13 protein-coding genes are annotated in these 17,458 nt (G+C 74.0%); 7 read left to right on the top strand and 6 right to left on the bottom strand.

Annotated features, from left to right (window positions below; all coding sequences use genetic code 11):
* Nucleotides 1-203: 203 nt before the first annotated feature.
* The 4 genes from IAG43_RS22335 to IAG43_RS22320 form a co-directional block, all read right to left on the bottom strand.
* Nucleotides 204-854 carry a response regulator gene (locus IAG43_RS22335; protein WP_187742474.1) on the bottom strand — a complete coding sequence of 217 codons (651 nt, stop codon included), beginning with the start codon at nucleotides 852-854 and terminating at the stop codon, nucleotides 204-206.
* The gene (locus IAG43_RS22330) at nucleotides 847-2,244 is read right to left on the bottom strand and encodes a sensor histidine kinase (RefSeq protein WP_187742473.1); all 1,398 of its coding nucleotides are present in this window, start codon (nucleotides 2,242-2,244) and stop codon (nucleotides 847-849) included. Before IAG43_RS22330 ends, IAG43_RS22335 begins: the two co-directional genes overlap by 8 nt.
* A gap of 119 nt (nucleotides 2,245-2,363) precedes the next feature.
* Nucleotides 2,364-3,143 (bottom strand): ABC transporter permease, encoded by a 780-nt coding sequence (locus tag IAG43_RS22325; protein ID WP_187742472.1) that lies wholly within the window; start codon nucleotides 3,141-3,143, stop codon nucleotides 2,364-2,366.
* Nucleotides 3,140-4,120 carry an ABC transporter ATP-binding protein gene (locus IAG43_RS22320; protein WP_187742471.1) on the bottom strand — a complete coding sequence of 327 codons (981 nt, stop codon included), beginning with the start codon at nucleotides 4,118-4,120 and terminating at the stop codon, nucleotides 3,140-3,142. The genes IAG43_RS22325 and IAG43_RS22320 overlap by 4 nt, the downstream gene beginning before the upstream one ends.
* Before the next feature lie 316 nt (nucleotides 4,121-4,436).
* On the opposite strand from IAG43_RS22320, the gene IAG43_RS22315 reads away from it, so the two are divergent.
* From IAG43_RS22315 to IAG43_RS22290, 6 genes are all read left to right on the top strand, one after another.
* The gene (locus tag IAG43_RS22315; RefSeq protein ID WP_187742470.1) at nucleotides 4,437-6,323 is read left to right on the top strand and encodes an ABC transporter ATP-binding protein; all 1,887 of its coding nucleotides are present in this window, start codon (nucleotides 4,437-4,439) and stop codon (nucleotides 6,321-6,323) included.
* Nucleotides 6,320-8,263 carry an ABC transporter ATP-binding protein gene (locus tag IAG43_RS22310; RefSeq protein WP_187742469.1) on the top strand — a complete coding sequence of 648 codons (1,944 nt, stop codon included), beginning with the start codon at nucleotides 6,320-6,322 and terminating at the stop codon, nucleotides 8,261-8,263. The genes IAG43_RS22315 and IAG43_RS22310 overlap by 4 nt, the downstream gene beginning before the upstream one ends.
* 713 nt (nucleotides 8,264-8,976) lie before the next feature.
* Nucleotides 8,977-10,998, top strand: a complete 2,022-nt coding sequence (locus tag IAG43_RS22305; protein ID WP_187742468.1) for a M4 family metallopeptidase — start codon at nucleotides 8,977-8,979, stop codon at nucleotides 10,996-10,998.
* Nucleotides 10,999-11,129: 131 nt separating this feature from the next.
* Complete coding sequence (locus tag IAG43_RS22300) at nucleotides 11,130-11,792, top strand: response regulator transcription factor (RefSeq protein WP_187742467.1); 663 nt, start codon at nucleotides 11,130-11,132, stop codon at nucleotides 11,790-11,792.
* Between the two features lie 50 nt (nucleotides 11,793-11,842).
* A complete protein-coding gene (locus IAG43_RS22295; RefSeq protein WP_187742466.1) occupies nucleotides 11,843-12,589 on the top strand; it encodes a Clp protease N-terminal domain-containing protein in 747 nt (248 codons plus the stop codon).
* Between the two features lie 60 nt (nucleotides 12,590-12,649).
* Nucleotides 12,650-14,203 carry a sensor histidine kinase gene (locus IAG43_RS22290; protein ID WP_187742465.1) on the top strand — a complete coding sequence of 518 codons (1,554 nt, stop codon included), beginning with the start codon at nucleotides 12,650-12,652 and terminating at the stop codon, nucleotides 14,201-14,203.
* Between the two features lie 60 nt (nucleotides 14,204-14,263).
* On the opposite strand, the gene IAG43_RS22285 is transcribed toward IAG43_RS22290, so the two are convergent.
* The gene (locus IAG43_RS22285; RefSeq protein WP_187742464.1) at nucleotides 14,264-15,712 is read right to left on the bottom strand and encodes an NCS2 family permease; all 1,449 of its coding nucleotides are present in this window, start codon (nucleotides 15,710-15,712) and stop codon (nucleotides 14,264-14,266) included.
* 277 nt (nucleotides 15,713-15,989) lie between these two features.
* On the opposite strand from IAG43_RS22285, the gene IAG43_RS22280 reads away from it, so the two are divergent.
* Nucleotides 15,990-16,667, top strand: a complete 678-nt coding sequence (locus tag IAG43_RS22280; RefSeq protein WP_187742463.1) for a helix-turn-helix domain-containing protein — start codon at nucleotides 15,990-15,992, stop codon at nucleotides 16,665-16,667.
* A 113-nt stretch (nucleotides 16,668-16,780) separates the two neighbouring features.
* On the opposite strand, the gene IAG43_RS22275 is transcribed toward IAG43_RS22280, so the two are convergent.
* Nucleotides 16,781-17,458 carry a DUF6193 family natural product biosynthesis protein gene (locus IAG43_RS22275; protein ID WP_187742462.1) on the bottom strand — a complete coding sequence of 226 codons (678 nt, stop codon included), beginning with the start codon at nucleotides 17,456-17,458 and terminating at the stop codon, nucleotides 16,781-16,783.

The following is a 17,458-nucleotide window of genomic DNA, read 5'->3' as shown; positions in this document are numbered from 1 at the left end:
GGGGCGGTGGCGGTGGCCCGCCGGGCCGGAGTGTGCGGGGGCGGGCACGCCGTTGGAAGCGCCACCGCACGGGGGTGCGGGGCCAGACGCGCCGGACCGGGCTCGCGCGCTGAACAGTGCACCGCGGTGGGCACGGCACCGCGGTGGGCACGGCGTCCTCGAACGCCGGACGGGCCGGAGCCGCGCGGGTGGGCCCGCCAGGCCTAGGACACTCCGAGGATGCCGCGGTCGTACGCGGTCGCCACCGCCGCCGCGCGGTCCTTCGCGCCGAGTTTGGCGAAGATGTGGGTGAGGTGGGTCTTCACCGTCGCCTCGCTGATGAACAGCTCCGCCGCGATCTCCTTGTTCGACGTGCCCTTGGCGACCAGCTCCAGGACGTCCTTCTCGCGGGCCGAGAGCTGCTCGCCACCCGGTGCCGCCGGGGTGCGGACGCGGGAGACCAGCCGGGAGGCGACGGCCGGGGACAGCACCGTGCGCCCCTCGGCAGCGGCGCGTACCGCGGTGAACAGCTCGTCGCGCGGGGCGTCCTTCAGGAGGTAGCCGGTGGCGCCGGCCTCGATCGCGGGCAGCGTGTCGGAGTCGGTGTCGTAGGTGGTGAGCACCAGGACGCGGGAGCGGGCGCGGCGGCGGGTGAGATCGGCGATGGCGGCCACTCCCCCGCCGCCCGGCATCCGCAGGTCCATGAGGACGACGTCCGGGTCGAGCCGGAGGGCGAGTTCGACGCCGGCGACGCCGTCCGCGGCCTCGCCGAGGACCCGGAACCCGGGAGCGGACTCGAACATGCCGCGCAGGCCGTCCCGCACGACGGGGTGGTCGTCGACGACGATGAGGGTGATGGTGTGCTGCTCAGCCATGGCGCACCAACGGTACGCGAGCCGAGACGGCGGTGCCCTGCCCGGGTTCGGCCTCGACGTCCACGGAGCCGGCGATGCGTTCGGCGCGGGCGCGCATCCCGGCGAGGCCGAACCCGCCGGTACGCGAACGCGGCGGCAGGGAGCGGGGATCGAAGCCGCGGCCGTCGTCGCGGATGTCCAGGGCGACCTCTCCGTCCATGTACGACAGGGTCACGCCCACCCGGGTGGCCCGCGCGTGCCGCGCCGTGTTGGCGAGGGCCTCCTGCGCGATGCGCAGCAGGGTGGCGGCGACCTCGTCGTGCAGCGGCTCCTCGGTGCCGGTGACGGTGAGGCCCGCGGTGACGCCGTGGTCGTCGGACCAGGCTCCCACCGTGCGCTCCAGCGCCTCGGGCAGGGTGTCGTGCTCCAGCGCGGCGGGGGTGAGGTTGTGCACCGAGCGGCGGGCCTCGCCGAGGCTGTGGCGGGCGAGGCCGGCGGCGCGGTCGACGTGCCTGCGGGCCACCGCCGGGTCGTCGGTCGACTGCACCACCTGGAGCTGGGTGATGATGCCGGTGAGCCCCTGGGCGATGGTGTCGTGGATCTCGGCGGCGATCCTGCGCCGCTCGTCGGAGATGCCCGCCTCCCGTGCCTGGAGCAGGAGTTGGGCGTGCAGGCCGGCGTTCTCCGCGAGGGCCTGCTCCAGCCGGGCGTTGGTGTCCTCCAGCTCCCGGATGGTGGCGATGCGCTGCCGGGCGCGTTCCGTGTCGCGGACTCCGATGTTCGAGAAGGCCACGCACAGGGTGGCGTTGAGGACGTACAGGGCGCCGAAGAGGGTCCAGTTCATCCCGCTCGCGGGCGGCAGGCCGCCGGACTGCGAACCCGCCATGGTGACCGCGGTGGCGAGCAGTCCGACCCGGGCCGCGCGCCGGGACAGGAGTGCGGTGGCGTCGAAGTAGCCCATCACCGCGTAGACGGCGAACAGCGGGTTGAGCCAGGTCAGGACGAAGGCGATGAGGGTGCGCAGGGCGAAGTGCAGCTGGGCCGCCCCGCCGTGCTCGGGCACACCGGGGCGTATCGCACTCCAGCGCCACTCCACCACGAGGGCCACCAGCACCAGGCCGCCGGCGGCGTACATCTCCCCCGGCGTCATGAACGCGGGTGCGCTGGCGCCGGAGACGAGGGTCGCGAGGGCGAGCAGGGCGTAGGGGCCGTGGACGAAGAAGCGCGCCCACACGAAGTCCAGCAGTTCGCCGCCGGGGGACGGCTCCGTCTCCGGCAGCAGTGCGCGCCACCGGCCGCCCCGCGAAAGGCCCTTCGCGGGCGCCGCGGGCGCCGCGGGCGAGGTGGGCGAGGTGGCCGGCGCGGGCGGCCGCCGAGCGGCCCGCCACGGCGCCGTGTCCGACAGTCTCATGACGTCAGTGTCGTGCACGTGTCCCGCCTCCGGTGCCCGCCCGCCGCATTTCCCTCACTGCCGACCCTCGCTCCCGTCGCCTGCTCCCGTTCCTCACTTCCGTCGCTCACTCGCGTCGCTCACTCCCAGCGGAACCAGCGGACCGCGGCCGCCGTGAGGACCACCGCCCACAGGCCGGTCACCGTGAGGTCGCCCCAGGCGGGCCAGCCGCCCGCCGCGGCCTCGTCGAGCGCCTGGGCGGCGGCGCCGAAGGGGCTGAAGCCGACGATGTCCGCGAGCATGTCGGGCATGGCCTGGACCGGTACCCAGACCCCGGCCGTGAACATGCTGGGGAAGAACACGGCGGAGCCGACGGCGGTGGCGATCTTCTGGTTCGGCGAGACGGCGCAGACCGTCGCGCCCAGTGCCAGCGCCGCGGCGGTCGTCAGCACCAGCGCCAGCAGGTAGCCGGCCGGCTGCCCGGGCAGCGAGACGCCGAAGGCGATCCGCCCGACGGCCAGCGCCAGCACGGAGGCGACGAGGACCGAGGCGCCGTGCAGCACGAGTTGGGAGGCGAGCAGTGCGGAGGGGCGCACCGGAGTGGTGTGCATCCTGCGCAGGATGCCGCGTTCCCGGTAGCCGGTGAGGACCGGCGGCATGGCCTGGAGTCCCGCCATGATCGTGGCGAGCAGCACGACGACGGGGACGTAGAGGTCGATGACCCGCAGTCCGGCGAGGTCCTCGGAGGCCTCCCGGAAGGAGGGGATCAGGCCGAGGATCGTCAGCAGGACGGTCGGGAACAGCACCACCCAGAAGAGCGAGGCGGGCTCCCGGGCGAACAGGCGCGCCTCGGTGCGCAGTACGGCGAGGGCCGCGGCCCGGCGCACGGGGGCGGGGGTGGCGGTGACGGTGGTGGTCATCGGGTCCTCTCTTCGGAGGCGGAGGCGGGGGAGGAAGCGGGGGCGTGCTCGGCGGTGCCGGAGTCGGCGGCGTCCGGTGCCGGGGGCCCGGTCAGGTCGAGGAAGGCGTCGTCGAGCGACGCGTCGGAGACCCGCAGCCGTGCGGCGGCGATGCGGTGGCGGGCGAGCAGCGAGACGACGGCGTCGACGGTCTCGTCGGTGCCGTTGATCACGATCCGGCCGGCCCGGTGCTCGACCGACACCGCCTGCGGCAGCCGCTCCAGCTCCTGCTGGTCCAGCGGCTGGGAGGGGGTGAAGGAGATGACGGTGGAGGCCGTGGAGCGGGCCACGAGGCCGGCGGGGGTGTCGAGGGCCGCGACGCGTCCCCGGTCGATGACGGCGATGCGGTCGCAGAGGCGCTGCGCCTCCTCCATGAAGTGGGTGACCAGCAGCACGGTCACCCCGGAGTCGCGGACGTCCTCGATGAGCTGCCATGTGTCGCGGCGGGCGCGGGGGTCCAGTCCGGTGGTGAGCTCGTCGAGGACGACCACCCGCGGGTTGCCGATCAGGGCGAGCGCGATGGACAGGCGCTGGCGCTGTCCTCCGGAGAGCGCCGAGAACCGGGTGGCGAGCTTCTCCTCCAGGCCGAGGCGTCCGGCCAGCTCCCGCCAGTCGGCGGGGTGTTCGTAGAACCTCGTGTACTGCTCCAGCGCCTCGCGGACGGTGATCTTCGGCTGGAGCTCGCTCTGCTGGAGCTGGGCGCCGAGCACCGTGGTGAGCCGGTCGTGGTCCCGGACCGGGTCGAGCCCGGCGACGGTGACCGAGCCGCCGTCGGGGACGCGCAGTCCCTCGACGCACTCGACGGTGGTGGTCTTGCCCGCCCCGTTGGAGCCGAGGATCCCGAAGATCTCGCCCTCCTCGACGGTGAAACTCACCCCGTCGACGACATGGTGTCCGCCGTACGTCTTGCGCAGGTCCTTCACTTCGACAATCGCCATGGCGGAAGCCTCCCGCGGGTCCGGCGGCGGCGGTATCGGCCGTCACGCCGGACCCCGCATCGTCCGATCGGACGGGCATCAGCCGATCGGACGATGCCGGGGGTACGACCCGCGGCGCCGGGGCGGGGCCGCCGCCCGTGCGGGGGTGGGCAGGGGCGGGCGGGGGCAGGGGCGGGCGGACGGCCTGGGCAGGCGGACGGGGGCAGGCCGGGGGCGGGGCGGCGCAGGGCCGTAGACGGGACGCCGCAGGCCGGCGGGCGTGGCGGGACGGAAAACCACATGAGGCTGTCAGTGGCGAACCGTAGGCTCACTCCTGATGCCCTCCATCGACAACGACACCCAGGACCGGTCCGCCGTGCGCTCGCTGCTGCGGCTGTGGCCGTACGTACGGCCGGTGCGCACCCGGCTTTTCAGCGCGGCGTTCGTCGCGATCGTCGCCTCCTGCCTGAGCCTCGTCATCCCCCTGGTGCTCAAGTGGATGGTGGACGGCCCCGTGGCGGACGGCGACCCCGGCGGGGTGTGGCTCGGGGCTCTCGTCCTGCTGCTCCTCGGCGTCGCCGAGGCGGTGCTGTTCGGCTTCCGGCGCTGGCTCGTGGCCCGGCCGCTCGCGGGGGTGGAGGCGGCGATGCGCGCCGACCTGTTCCGCCACCTCCAGCGGCTGCCGGTCGCCTTCCACGACCGGTGGGCGTCGGGGCAGCTGCTGTCCCGGGGCACCACGGACCTGATGCTGCTGCGGATGTTCCTGGCGTTCCCGCTGACGTTCCTGCTCGTCAACGGCACGACCATCCTGGCCGGTTTCGTCATCCTGCTCCTCCAGGAGTGGACGCTCGGACTGCTGCTGCTCGCGCCCGTGGTGCCGCTGGTCGTGGCGTGCTCCCTCTTCGAGTCGCGCTACTCGCTGGCCGCCCGGCGGGCCCAGGACCAGGTGGGCGACCTGACCACGGTGATCGAGGAGAGCGTGCTGGGCATCCGGGTGGTCAAGGGCTTCGGGCGGCACCGCAGCCAGGCCGCGGACTTCCGGGCGCTGGCGGAGCGGCTGCGCGGCACGGAGCTCGTCAAGGCCCGGCTGCTGGGCGGCATCTGGGCGCTGATCACGGTGATCCCCGAGCTCGCGGTCGGTGCGGCGCTGGTCCTCGGCACGGTGCAGGTCGCCGACGGCGAGCTGTCCGCGGGCACGCTGGTGGCCTTCCTGTCGACGGCGCTCGCGCTGCGCTGGCCGGTGGACTCGATCGGCTTCCTCCTCGCCATGAGCCAGGAGGCCGCGACCGCCTCCGACCGGTACTTCGAGGTGATGGACGCCGCGCCGGAGAGCACGGACGGCGAGCGCGAGGGCGCACCGGGCGACGCGGAGCAGCCGCCAAGCGCCGCGGAGGGCGCCGAGGGCGCGGACGGGCTGCGCTTCGAGGGGGTCGTCTTCCGTTACCCGGACGCGCCCGGGGAGGGCGAGCCGGTGCTCGGGCCGGTCGACCTGCATGTGCGCACCGGCGAGACGATGGCCCTCGTCGGCGGCACGGGCAGCGGCAAGACGACGCTGACGGCGCTGGTGCCCCGGCTGTACGACGTGGACGCCGGGCGCATCCTGCTCGACGGCCGGGACATCACGGAGCTGCCGCGCGAGCGGCTGCGGGAGCTGGTCTCGGTCGCCTTCGAGGAACCGACGCTGTTCTCGGCGAGCGTCGGCGAGAACGTGCTGATGGGCGCCGGGGCAGAGGCGGGCGACGCGGAGCTGCGGCGCTCGCTGGACGTCGCCCAGGCGGGGTTCGTGGACGGGCTGCCGCAGGGCGCCGGCACCCAGGTCGGCGAGCAGGGCCTCAGCCTGTCGGGCGGCCAGCGCCAGCGTCTGGCGCTGGCCCGGGCGGTCGTGGGCCGGCCCCGCTTCCTGGTGCTGGACGACCCGCTCTCCGCGCTCGACGTGCACACCGAGGCGCTGGTGGAGGCCGCGCTGCGGCAGGTGCTCGCCGACACCACGGCCCTGGTGGTGGCGCACCGCCCGTCGACGGTGATGCTCGCCGACCGGGTCGCGCTGCTCTCCGGCGGACGGATCGCGGCGGTGGGCACCCACCACGAACTGCTGCGCACCAACGCCGAGTACGCATGGCTGATGTCGGGCGGCACGGAGCGCCCGCCCGGAGACGGCCCGCCGGACGGGACCGGCACGGCCGTCGCGCCGAGCGCCACGGGCGCGGAAGGGAGCCTCAGGTGACAGCGGGTCCGACGACGGTCCCGGCCCACGAGCCGGCCCAGGGACGCGCGAAGGACGCGGACCCGGGAGCGGGCACGGGAGCGGGAGCGGGCAGGGACGCGGGCGGCGGTGGCGCCGCTCCCGCGGAGCCCGGCCCGGAGGGCGGCGATCCGTTCGACCGGGACGCGCTGCCCGCGCCGGCCGGCGCCACCGGAGCGCTGCTGCGCTCGCTGCTGGCGCCGCGCCGCGCCCGGGTGGTGTTCGCCGCGGTCCTCCTCCTGCTCCAGCAGGCGGCGGTGCAGGCCGGTCCGCTGCTGGTCGCGTACGCCATCGACCGGGGCGTGCCCGCCTTCCGGGCGGGCGACCACGGTCCGCTGGTGGCGGTGGCCGCCGGCTACGCGGTCTGCGCCGTCGGGGCGGGGGTCCTCCAGTACGGCTTCATCCGGGCCTCGGCACGGGTCAACCAGGACGTGCTGCTCGATCTGCGGGGCCGCATCTTCCGTCACGCGCAGGCGCTCAGCGTCGACTTCCACGAGCGGTACACCTCGGGCCGGCTGATCTCGCGTTCCACCACGGACGTGGAGTCGCTGCAGGAACTGCTCAGCGAGGGGCTCCAGGAACTGATCGGCGTCGTCCTGTCGTTCGTGTACATCTCGGCGATGCTGCTCTGGCTCGACCTGGGGCTGGGCGGCGTCGCGGTGCTGTCGTTCGTGCCGCTGTACCTGCTGGTGCGGCTGTACCAGCGGCGGGCGAAGTCGGTGTTCATGACGCGTTCCACGGCGATCGCCGCGGTGATCGTGAAGTTCGCCGAGACGATGAACGGCATCCGGCCGGTGCGCGCCTTCCGCCGCGAGCGGGCCAACGACGAGGTGTTCGCCGGGCTGAACCACCGCCACGAGCGCAGCAACGGGGACGCCCTGCTGGAGATGGCCCGCTATGTGGTCGGCTCGCGGCTGGTGGCCAACACGGCGGTCGCCGCGATGGTGCTCTGGGGCGCGTACCGGGTGGCCTCCGGCACCCTGGCGCTCGGGGTGCTGGCGGCGGCGGTGCTCTACCTGCGGCGGCTGTACGACCCGATCGACCGGCTGGGGATGTTCCTCAACTCCTACCAGTCGGCGGCGGCGTCGCTGGAGAAGATCGCCGGCCTGCTGGCGCAGGTGCCGTCGGTCCCGGAGGCGGAGCGTCCGCGCGAGCTGCCGGCGCGCCGCGGGGGTCCGGGGGCGGGGCGGGAGGTCGTGTTCGAGGGCGTCGGGTTCGGCTACCGCACGGGCGGCGAGGTGCTGCCCGCGTTCGACCTCACGATCCCGGCCGGGCAGACGGTGGCCGTCGTCGGTTCGACGGGGGCGGGCAAGTCGACCCTGGCCAAGCTGCTCGCCCGGTTCTACGACCCGACCGCGGGACGGGTGCTGCTCGACGGGACGGACCTGCGCGATCTGTCCCTGCGCGAACTGCGCCGCGGTGTGGTGATGGTGACCCAGGAGGCGTTCCTGTTCTCGGGCACGGTCGCGGAGAACATCGCGATCGGCCGTCCCGACGCGAGCCGGACCGAGGTGGAGCAGGCGGCGAAGGCGATCGGCGCGCACGACTTCATCGCCGCGCTGCCCGACGGCTACGACACGGACGTGCGCAAGCGGGGCGGGCGCATCTCGGCCGGGCAGCGGCAGCTGGTGGCGTTCGCGCGGGCGCTGCTCGCGGACCCGGCCGTGCTGATCCTGGACGAGGCGACGAGTTCGCTGGACATCCCGGGCGAGCGGGCCGTGCAGCATGCCATGGACACGGTGCTGCGGGGGCGCACGGCGGTGGTGATCGCCCACCGTCTGTCGACGGTGGAGATCGCGGACCGGGTGCTGGTCATGGAGTCGGGGCGGATCGTGGAGGACGGCGCGCCGGCCGAACTCATCGGCGGCGACGGCCGCTTCGCGGGCCTCCACCGGGCCTGGCGGGAGAGCCTGCTGGGCTGACGCCCCGGCAGCCCGCCCGCGGCGCGCCCGGCGGCCCGCGACACCCCCGCGGCCCGGACGCAGCGCGCCCCGCAGCCCGCACCCGCCGGACCACGAGCGCCACGGGTGCGGGCTCGACGGACGCCGGGCTCGACCGCTCGGGACGCGACGGGCGACGGGGCGGGCGCCCGGCATTCGCGACGGGGCGGGGCCCGCCGTGCCGCGTCCGGCCGGCCGTCCGCCCGTCGGGCTCGTACCACCCGGGCGGCGCGCCCCCGCGCGACGGACCGTCCGCGCCCGCGGGGTGTGCCCCGGCGGGCGCGGGTGTGCGCCGGGGCGCTCGGATCCGGCCAAGCGCCGGGGGGCTCCGCCACTGGGCCGCGACGTCACGCTCCACACTCCCGTCACATGGCGAGACACGGCCGGAGGGGCCCGCGGCCCATCCGTCCCCGGCCTGGGGCGACTTCCCGGGAGCGGTCTCCGCCACGCGACGAAACGTCCGCTTAACGAACACCAGCCATCGAACACCGGACGATTTCCGGCCAACTTCTTGTCGCGCTCCTGACAGGAACCGTTCATCACTGCCACTCTTCCCCCGTTCCACGCAACGGCGCTCCGCCCCCTGTGATCCACCGGGCCGCGCCGTGTTCCGCGCTCCACGCTCCGCATGCCCCACTGCACGCCCGGTCGGCCCGACCCAGCCGCCCGGTACCCCCCTCGCAGAAGGAGTTCGCGTGAGACCCACGCATCGTCGTCGCGCCACCGCGACCGGAGCCCTCATCGCGTCGGCCGCCCTGATAGCCGTCGGATTCCAGACCACCGGCGCCTCCGCGGCCGCGCCCGCCGCCGCGCCGCCCGCCCAGGCCTCCGCGGCCGACCCGGGCGCGCTGCCGAAGAACCTCACTCCGGCGCAGCGCGCCGAGCTGATCCGCGAGGCGAGCGCCACCACGGCCGCCACCGCGAAGGAACTGGGCCTGGGCGCCCAGGAGAAGCTCGTCGTGCGCGACGTGGTGCAGGACCGCGACGGCACCACGCACACCCGGTACGAGCGCACCTGGGCCGGCCTGCCGGTGCTCGGCGGCGACCTGGTGGTCGCCGAGACCTCGGCCGGGACCACCGAGGCGGTCACCAAGGCCAGCCGCGCCCGGCTCACGGGCATCGCCACCACCGCCGGCGTGGCGGCGGCCACCGCCGAGAAGCAGGCGCTCGGCGCGGCGAAGGCGGAGGGCTCCAAGGCGACGAAGGCCGAGCGCGCCCCGCGCAAGGTCGTCTGGATGGGCACCGGCAGCCCCGTGCTGGCCTACGAGACGGTGGTCGGCGGGCTCCAGCACGACGGCACCCCGAACGAGCTGCACGTGGTCACCGACGCGGCCACCGGCGAGAAGCTCTTCGAGTGGCAGGCCGTGCACAACGGCACCGGCAACACCCAGTACAGCGGCTCGGTCACCCTGGGCACCGCCCCGTCGTACTCGCTGACGGACACCACCCGCGGCAACCACAAGACCAACAACCTCAACCGGGGCACGTCGGGCACCGGCACGCTGTTCTCGGGCTCCGACGACGTGTGGGGCGACGGCACCCCCGGCAACGCGGAGACGGCCGGTGCGGACGCCCACTACGGCGCCGCGCTGACGTGGGACTACTTCAAGAACGTGCACGGCCGTTCCGGCATCCGGGGCGACGGCGTCGGCGCGTACTCCCGCGTCCACTACGGCAACAACTACGTCAACGCCTTCTGGCAGGACAGCTGCTTCTGCATGACGTACGGCGACGGCGCGGGCAACGCCAAGCCGCTGACGTCGATCGACGTGGCCGCCCACGAGATGAGCCACGGCATCACCTCCAACACCGCGGGCCTCGTCTACAGCGGCGAGTCCGGCGGCCTGAACGAGGCGACCAGCGACATCTTCGCCGCCGCCGTCGAGTTCCACGCCAACAACAGCTCCGACGTGGGCGACTACCTGGTCGGCGAGAAGATCGACATCCGGGGCAACGGCACGCCGCTGCGGTACATGGACAAGCCGAGCAAGGACGGCTCGTCGAAGGACTACTGGTACTCCGGCATCGGCAGCATCGACGTCCACTACTCCTCGGGCCCGGCGAACCACTGGTTCTACCTGCTCTCCGAGGGCAGCGGCGCGAAGACGGTCAACGGCGTGAGCTACGACTCGCCCACCTCGGACGGCCTGCCGGTCACCGGCATCGGCCGCGAGAAGGCCGCGCTGATCTGGTACAAGGCGCTGACCACGAAGTTCAACTCGACCACCAACTACGCGGGGGCCCGCACCGGCACCCTCGCGGTGGCGACCGAGCTCTACGGGGCGAACAGCGCCGAGGTCAAGTCGGTGACCGACGCCTGGGCCGGCATCAACGTCGGCGCCCGTCCCGGCGGCGGCAACCCCGACCCCGGCACCGTCTTCGAGAACACCGCCGACGTGGCGATCCCGGACGCCGGCGCGGCCGTGACCTCGACGGTCAACGTGACGGGCCGCACCGGCAACGCGCCGGCGGCGCTGAAGGTGGACGTGGACATCGTGCACACCTGGCGCGGTGACCTCGTCATCGACCTGGTCGCCCCGGACGGGACGGCGTACCGCCTGAAGAACTCCAGCAGCTCGGACTCGGCGGACAACGTCCAGGCGCAGTACACCGTCAACGCCTCCACCGAGGTGGCCAACGGCGCGTGGAAGCTGCGGGTGCAGGACGTGGCGCGCTACGACACCGGCTACATCAACAGCTGGAAGCTCACCTTCTGAGCGGGCCCCGCGCCCGCCCGGAACCGCTGAGCCCGGGCTGAGCGGCACCGCGACACCACCGAGGAACCGGCCGCCCGGGGTGCCCCACGCACCCCGGGCGGCCGCGCGCCGTGCCGTCGTACAGTGACCGGATGATCAGGGTGCTTCTCGCCGACGACGAAGCGCTGCTGCGGGCCGGTGTACGGGCGGTGCTCGGCTCGGACCCCGGGATCGAGGTGGTCGCGGAGGCCGCCGACGGCCGGGAGGCGGTGGCGCTGACACTCGCCCACCGGCCGGACGTTGCCCTGCTGGACGTCCGGATGCCGCGACTGGACGGGCTCGCGGCCGCGGAGGAACTGCGCCGCGCGGCGCCGGACACCGCCGTCGTGATGCTGACGACGTTCTCCGAGGACGAGTACATCGAGCGGGCGCTCGGCTGCGGCGCCGCGGGCTTCCTCCTCAAGTCCGGCGATCCGCGCGAACTCGTCTCGGGGGTGCGGGCGGTGACGGAGGGCGCCGCCTTCCTCTCGCCGGTGATCGCCCGCCGGGTCATCGACCGGCTCGGCGCGGACCGGCTCGCCCGGGGCGCCGCGGCACGGGCCGCCCTGGAGCCGCTGACGGGCCGGGAGCGGGAGGTGGTGGCGCTGGTCGGGGCGGGGCTGTCGAACGCGGAGATCGCCGCCCGGCTGCATGTCGTGGAGAGCACGGTCAAGGCCCATGTCAGCGCCGTGCTGGGGAGGTCGGGCCTGCGCAACCGGGTGCGGCTGGCGGTCCTCGCGTACGAGGCGGGGCTGGTGCCGGACCTCCCCCGATGATCGTCAACCATCGGTTGACGATCCGGCCGTCGTCAACCTAAGGTTGTCGCATGACGGACACCGATCCCGTGCGTCTCACGCACCCCGTGCGGCTCGACGATCTGATCGAAGCCATCAAGAAGGCCCACTCCCAGCCCCTCGACCAGCTCTCCGACGCGGTCATCGCGGCGGACCACCTCGGCGACATCGCGGACCACCTCATCGGCCACTTCGTGGACCAGGCCCGCCGCTCCGGCGCCTCCTGGACCGAGATCGGCACCTCGATGGGCGTCACCAAGCAGGCCGCCCAGAAGCGCTTCGTCACGAAGCAGTCCGACCAGCCGCTCGACCTCGACCCGAACCAGGGCTTCGCCCGCTTCACCCCCCGCGCCAGGAACGTCGTCGCGGCGGCCGCCAACGAGGCGGTCGCCGCCCGCAACGCCCTCGTCGGCCCCGAACACCTCGTCCTCGGCCTGCTCGTGGAACCGGACGGGCTCGCCGCGAAGGCCCTCGCCGCCCAGGGCGCCGGCCCGGAGGCGATCCGCGCCGCGGCGACGGCGGCGCTGCCGCCGGCCGCGGACGAGATCCCGGAGATCGCCCCCTACGACGCCCGCGCCCGCAAGGTGCTGGAACTGACGTTCCGCGAGGCGCTGCGCCTCGGGCACAACTACGTCGGCACCGAGCACATCCTGCTCGCCCTGCTGGAGGCGGAGGACGGCAGCGGTCCGCTGGCGTCGCTGGGCGTCGGCAAGGCCGCCGCCGAGCAGTGGGTGACCGACACCCTCGCCGCGTTCATGGCGGCGAAGCAGGAGCAGTAGGCCCGCATCCCCCACTTCCGTCGGGGGTCCCGGACGAGGGGCCCCTGACAGAGTGGGGGCATGCGCAGAGAGAGCACCCGCGAACTCCTCACCGACCTGGCGCTGTGGGCGGTGCTCGCCCTGTGCGTGCTGCTGCGCTCCGGCCCGGACGCCGGCGGCTCCTGGTGGTGGGTCGCCACCGGCGTCCCTCTGCTCGGCGCCGCCGTACTGCTGTGCCGCACGGCGCCGTTGGTGTCCCTGGGCATCGCCGTCTCGCTGAGCGCGTGGCAGACGCCCGAACTCTTCACCGCCTCCTACGCCCCCGCCATGGCCGCCTTCGGCTACCTCTCCGGCCGGCGCACCCCGACGGCCCGTCCCGCGCTGCTCGCCTTCGCGGCGGTCGCCGCCGCGGGGCTCGTCCTGAGCCTGCTGCTGAGCGACCTGTGGAGCTGGATCGCCCTGCTGGTCACCCTGCTGCTGGTGGTCGTCGTCCCCTGGCTGTCCGGCCGCTACGTCCGCCAGTACGCCCAACTGGTCTCCACCGGCTGGCGGCTGGCGGAGCACATGGAGCGCGAACGGGAGGCCGCCGCCGACCGCGAACGGCTGCGCGAACGCTCCCGCATCGCCGCCGACATGCACGACGGGCTCGGCCACGACCTGTCGCTGATCGCGGTCCGGGCCGCGGCGCTGGAGGTCGACGCGGACCTCGGCGAGCGGCAGCGCCGGGCGGCGCGCGAACTCCGCGAGGCGGCCGCCGAGGCGACGGCCCGGCTGCGCGACGTCGTCGGGGTGCTCCGCGAGGACGGCGCGCCCGCCCCGGCCGCGCCGGGCGGGGAGACCGTGGCCGCGCTCGTCGAACGCGCCCGCGACGCGGGACTCGACGTCGCCCTGGACGAGGCGGCACCCGCGGCCCCGCCGCCCGGGATGACCGCCCTGGCGGTCCACCGGGTCGTCCAGGAGGCCCTGACCAACGCGGCCCGGCACGCACCGGGCGCACGGGTGCGGGTGGCGGTGGCGTACGGCGAGGACGCCGTCACCGTCACGGTCGCGTCCGGCCCCGGCCGCGCCGCAGCCACCGCGTCGCCGCCCGCTTCCGGCGGCACGGGGCTCGTCGGCCTCGGCGAACGCGTCCGCCTCGCCGGCGGGAACCTCGCCCACGGCCCCGACGGCACCGGCGGCTTCACCGTCACCGCCCGGCTCCCGCTGTCGCCGGACGCCCCTCCCCCGCCGCCCGCCCCCACCACGGCGGGCCGGCTCCACGACGCCCGGCGCCGGGTGCGCCGCGACCTGCTGACGGCGGTCGCCGTCCCGCTCGCCGCCTCTGCCGCCATCGCCCTGCTCGTCCTCGGCTTCCGCTTCTGGAGCGACTCCCGCACGGTGATGGACCCGGCGCGGTACGACGCCCTGCGCGTCGGCGACACCCGGGCCGAGGTGCTGCCCCTGCTGCCCCGGCTCTCCCTCGACGGCGCACCCGCGGGCGTCCAGCCGGAGCCGGCCGGGGCGGGCGACTGCGCGTACTACCGCGCGGAGCGGTACGAGGCCACGCCGGCGTACCGGCTCTGCTTCAGGGACGGCCGCCTGGCGTCGAAGGCGGTCGTCACCGACGTGGACAACGAAGAGGACCGCCCCCGGTGACACCGGGAGCGGTCCTCGGGCCGCGTGCGGCCCCCGCCGGGGCCGCACGCGGCGGTCGGGTCACTTCATGCCGAGGAGCTGCTCCACGGGGTCGATGGCGAAGTAGACCAGGAAGAGCGCGGCGGTGCCCCACAGCAGCCAGTGCACCTCGCGCGCCTTGCCCAGGCACGCCTTGATGACGACGTAGGCGATGAAGCCGGCGCCGATGCCGTTGGTGATGGAGTACGTGAACGGCATGACGACGATGGTGAGGAACGCGGGGACCGCGACCTCGTAGCGGTCCCACTCGATGTGCTTGACCTGGGTCATCATCAGGAAGCCGACCGCGACGAGGGCCGGTGCGGCGGCCTGCATCGGCACGATGGTCAGCAGCGGCGCCAGGAACAGCGCGACCGCGAACACACCGCCGGTGATCAGGTTGGCGAAACCGGTCCGGGCGCCTTCGCCGACACCCGCGGCGGACTCGATGTAGGTCGTGGCGGACGAGGAGGAGGACGCGCCGCCCGCGACGGCGGCGGCGCCGTCGATGAGCAGCACCCGGCCGAGGCCCGGGACCTGGCCGCGCTCGTCGAGGAGCCCGGCCTCCGCGGTGACGCCGACGACGGTGCCCATGGTGTCGAAGAAGTCGGACAGGATGAGGGTGAAGACGATCAGGACCACCGTCAACACGCTGACCTGGCCGAAGGCGCCGAACAGGTCGAAGTTGCCGAGGAGCCCGAAGTCCGGCGCGGCGAAGATCTCGTCGGGCAGCGACGGCGTGGTCAGGCCCCAGGACTTGACGTCGGCGAAGGCGTTGACGATCACGGCGACGACCGTCATCACCACGATGCTGATGAGGATCGCGCCCTTCACCTTCCGGGCGAGGAGCACGATCGTCAGGAGCACGCCCAGGCAGAAGACGAGCATCGGCCAGCCGGTGAGCCTGCCGACGCCGAGCTGCACGGGCACCGTGGTGTTGGCGATGTCCGGGATACGGGTGACGAAGCCGGCGTCCACGAAGCCGATGAAGGCGATGAAGAGGCCGATGCCGACACTGATGGCCTGCTTCAGCGGTTGGGGGATCGCGTGCATGACGGCCTCGCGCAGACCCGTCACCACCAGCACGCAGATCAGCAGACCCTCGAGCACGATGAGGCCCATCGCGTCGTCCCAGGCCATCAGGGGGGCGACCTGGAAGGCGACGACGGCGTTGATGCCGAGACCGGCGGCGAGGGCGAGCGGCAGGTTGCCGCCCACGCCCATGATGATGGTCATGACCGCCGCCACCAGGGCGGTCGCGGTCACCAGCTGGCCGGCGTCGAGCTGGTCGCCGAACTTGTCCTTGGCACCGCTCAGGATGATCGGGTTGAGCACCAGGATGTACGCCATCGTGAAGAACGTGGCGAACCCACCACGTATCTCACGGCCGTAGGTCGAGCCACGTTCGGTGATGCGGAAGAACCGGTCGAGCGGGCCACCGTCTCTGGCGGGCGGCGGCGCGTCGACCGGGGCGGTCGCGCTGTTCTGCATGAGGGCGTCTCCTGGGACTGCGAACGGGGGTTGGGGGACAGTCGGCGCGGCGGGGAAAGCGCATGCGTGCCCGTCGTACGAACGCACATACGACGCCCCGCGGAGCGGATCATACGCGCCACGCCGCAAACCTCAACTGCCGTGATTTCCGGGGCGAATTGCGGTAGGGGCCATCTTCTGTACGTTCCTACAGAATCGAAAGTGACCTATTCCACAAAGCGGGGCGCAGGCGACGGCGGCCGTGGAGTAGCCGCCTGTGACGGCCTACTCTCAGCGCGTGCATCCACCGCTCCCTTTCAACGCGCGCGCCGCCCGGACCCTGCGCGAGAAACTCGGGATGGCCCCGGGCCACGTCGCCTACGGCATGCGCGCCTCCTACGGCATGAACCACGTGACCCCGGAGCACGTCGACGCGTGGGAACGCGGCGCGGCGCTGCCCACACCCGAGGAACTCACCGCCCTGGCAGGGGCGTTGTGGTGCGGCCCCGCCGAACTCATGGGGCAGGCGCGCACCCTGCGCGAACACCGCCTGGCCCGCGGGCTCCCCGCGGAGGACGTGGCCCGCGCGGTCGGCCTCCGCCTCGACGCGTACCTCCACATGGAGGAGACCGGCCACTGGGCCGGGGACTCACGGCAGTCCGCCGCGCTCGGCGAGGTGCTCGCCCTCCCGCGGCAGGACTTCGTCGCCATCACCGGTCTGGAGGACGAACTGGTCCGCCTGCTCACCGAGGCGGTCTCCACCCGCTGGCAGGCCCACATCAAACCGATCGCCAAACACCTCGGCATGGACAAGGGCGACCTCAAGGAGACCCTGCGCGCCATGCACGGGGAGTACCAGTCCCTGATGGCCGCCACCCTCAGCCGCGCCGGCGGCACCACCGCCTCCGGCGAGGACGGCCGGCGGTACCTGGACGGGCTCGTGGACCGGTTCTGGGAGGGGCTGGCGAAGGGCTGACCCGGCGGGGCGCCTGGCAGCGCGGGCGCACGGCGCCCGACCGGTCCCGCAGAACGCGGAAGGACCGCCCCCGGTGGAACGGGGGCGGTCCTCCCTCTGTGCGATCGCGCCTCTCAGCCGCCGGTCAGCCGGCGGGCCGCAGCTGCGACCGCGTCGGGTGCCGAGGCGGCGACCTCGCCCGGATCCGGAACCCCGGTGTCGGTCACGCGGTACGCCCCGTCCTCGGGTGCGACGGTGATCGCCCTCGCGGCCGGGTCGCCGCCGCCGAAGCCCAGCCTCAGCACACCGTGCGTCAGCACGGGGAAGAGGCCGTCGAAGCGCCCGTCCTCGTGAAACGCCGTGAGCAGGTCCCGTTCGCCGGCGTGTACCTCGGCGGTGCGCAACCAGTCCCACTGCGCACGGACGACGTCCCCGGCCTCACGGGCCCGGGCGAGCCGCCCGGGCGTCATGAAGGGGAAGCGGGCGGCGAAGTCGTCCACCGCCATACCTCCCCGCCACGCGGCGATCGCGTCCACGAGGGGGTCCAGCTCCTCCGTCGCGCCCTCGGCCCAGACGAATCTGCGCTCGTGGACGCCCAGGAAGAACGTCCGGGACTCCGCCGCGAGGGACACCCGCAGGGTCCCCCTCGCGGATTCGGTCACCGCGGTCCCCGTGTCCGCGCCCGCCGCGGTCGCCGGGCCGACGGGCTTGCCCACGTCCGCTCCCCTGCGACGGGCCACGGACACGATCGCGTCCGCGAGCCCGCCCTTGGCGAACACGTCCGGGTAGAGCCCGGGATCGATGGCACTCAC

Source organism: Streptomyces genisteinicus, assembly GCF_014489615.1.
In the GTDB taxonomy this organism is placed as follows: domain Bacteria; phylum Actinomycetota; class Actinomycetes; order Streptomycetales; family Streptomycetaceae; genus Streptomyces; species Streptomyces genisteinicus.
This window is presented reverse-complemented; position numbering and strand designations above follow the sequence as displayed.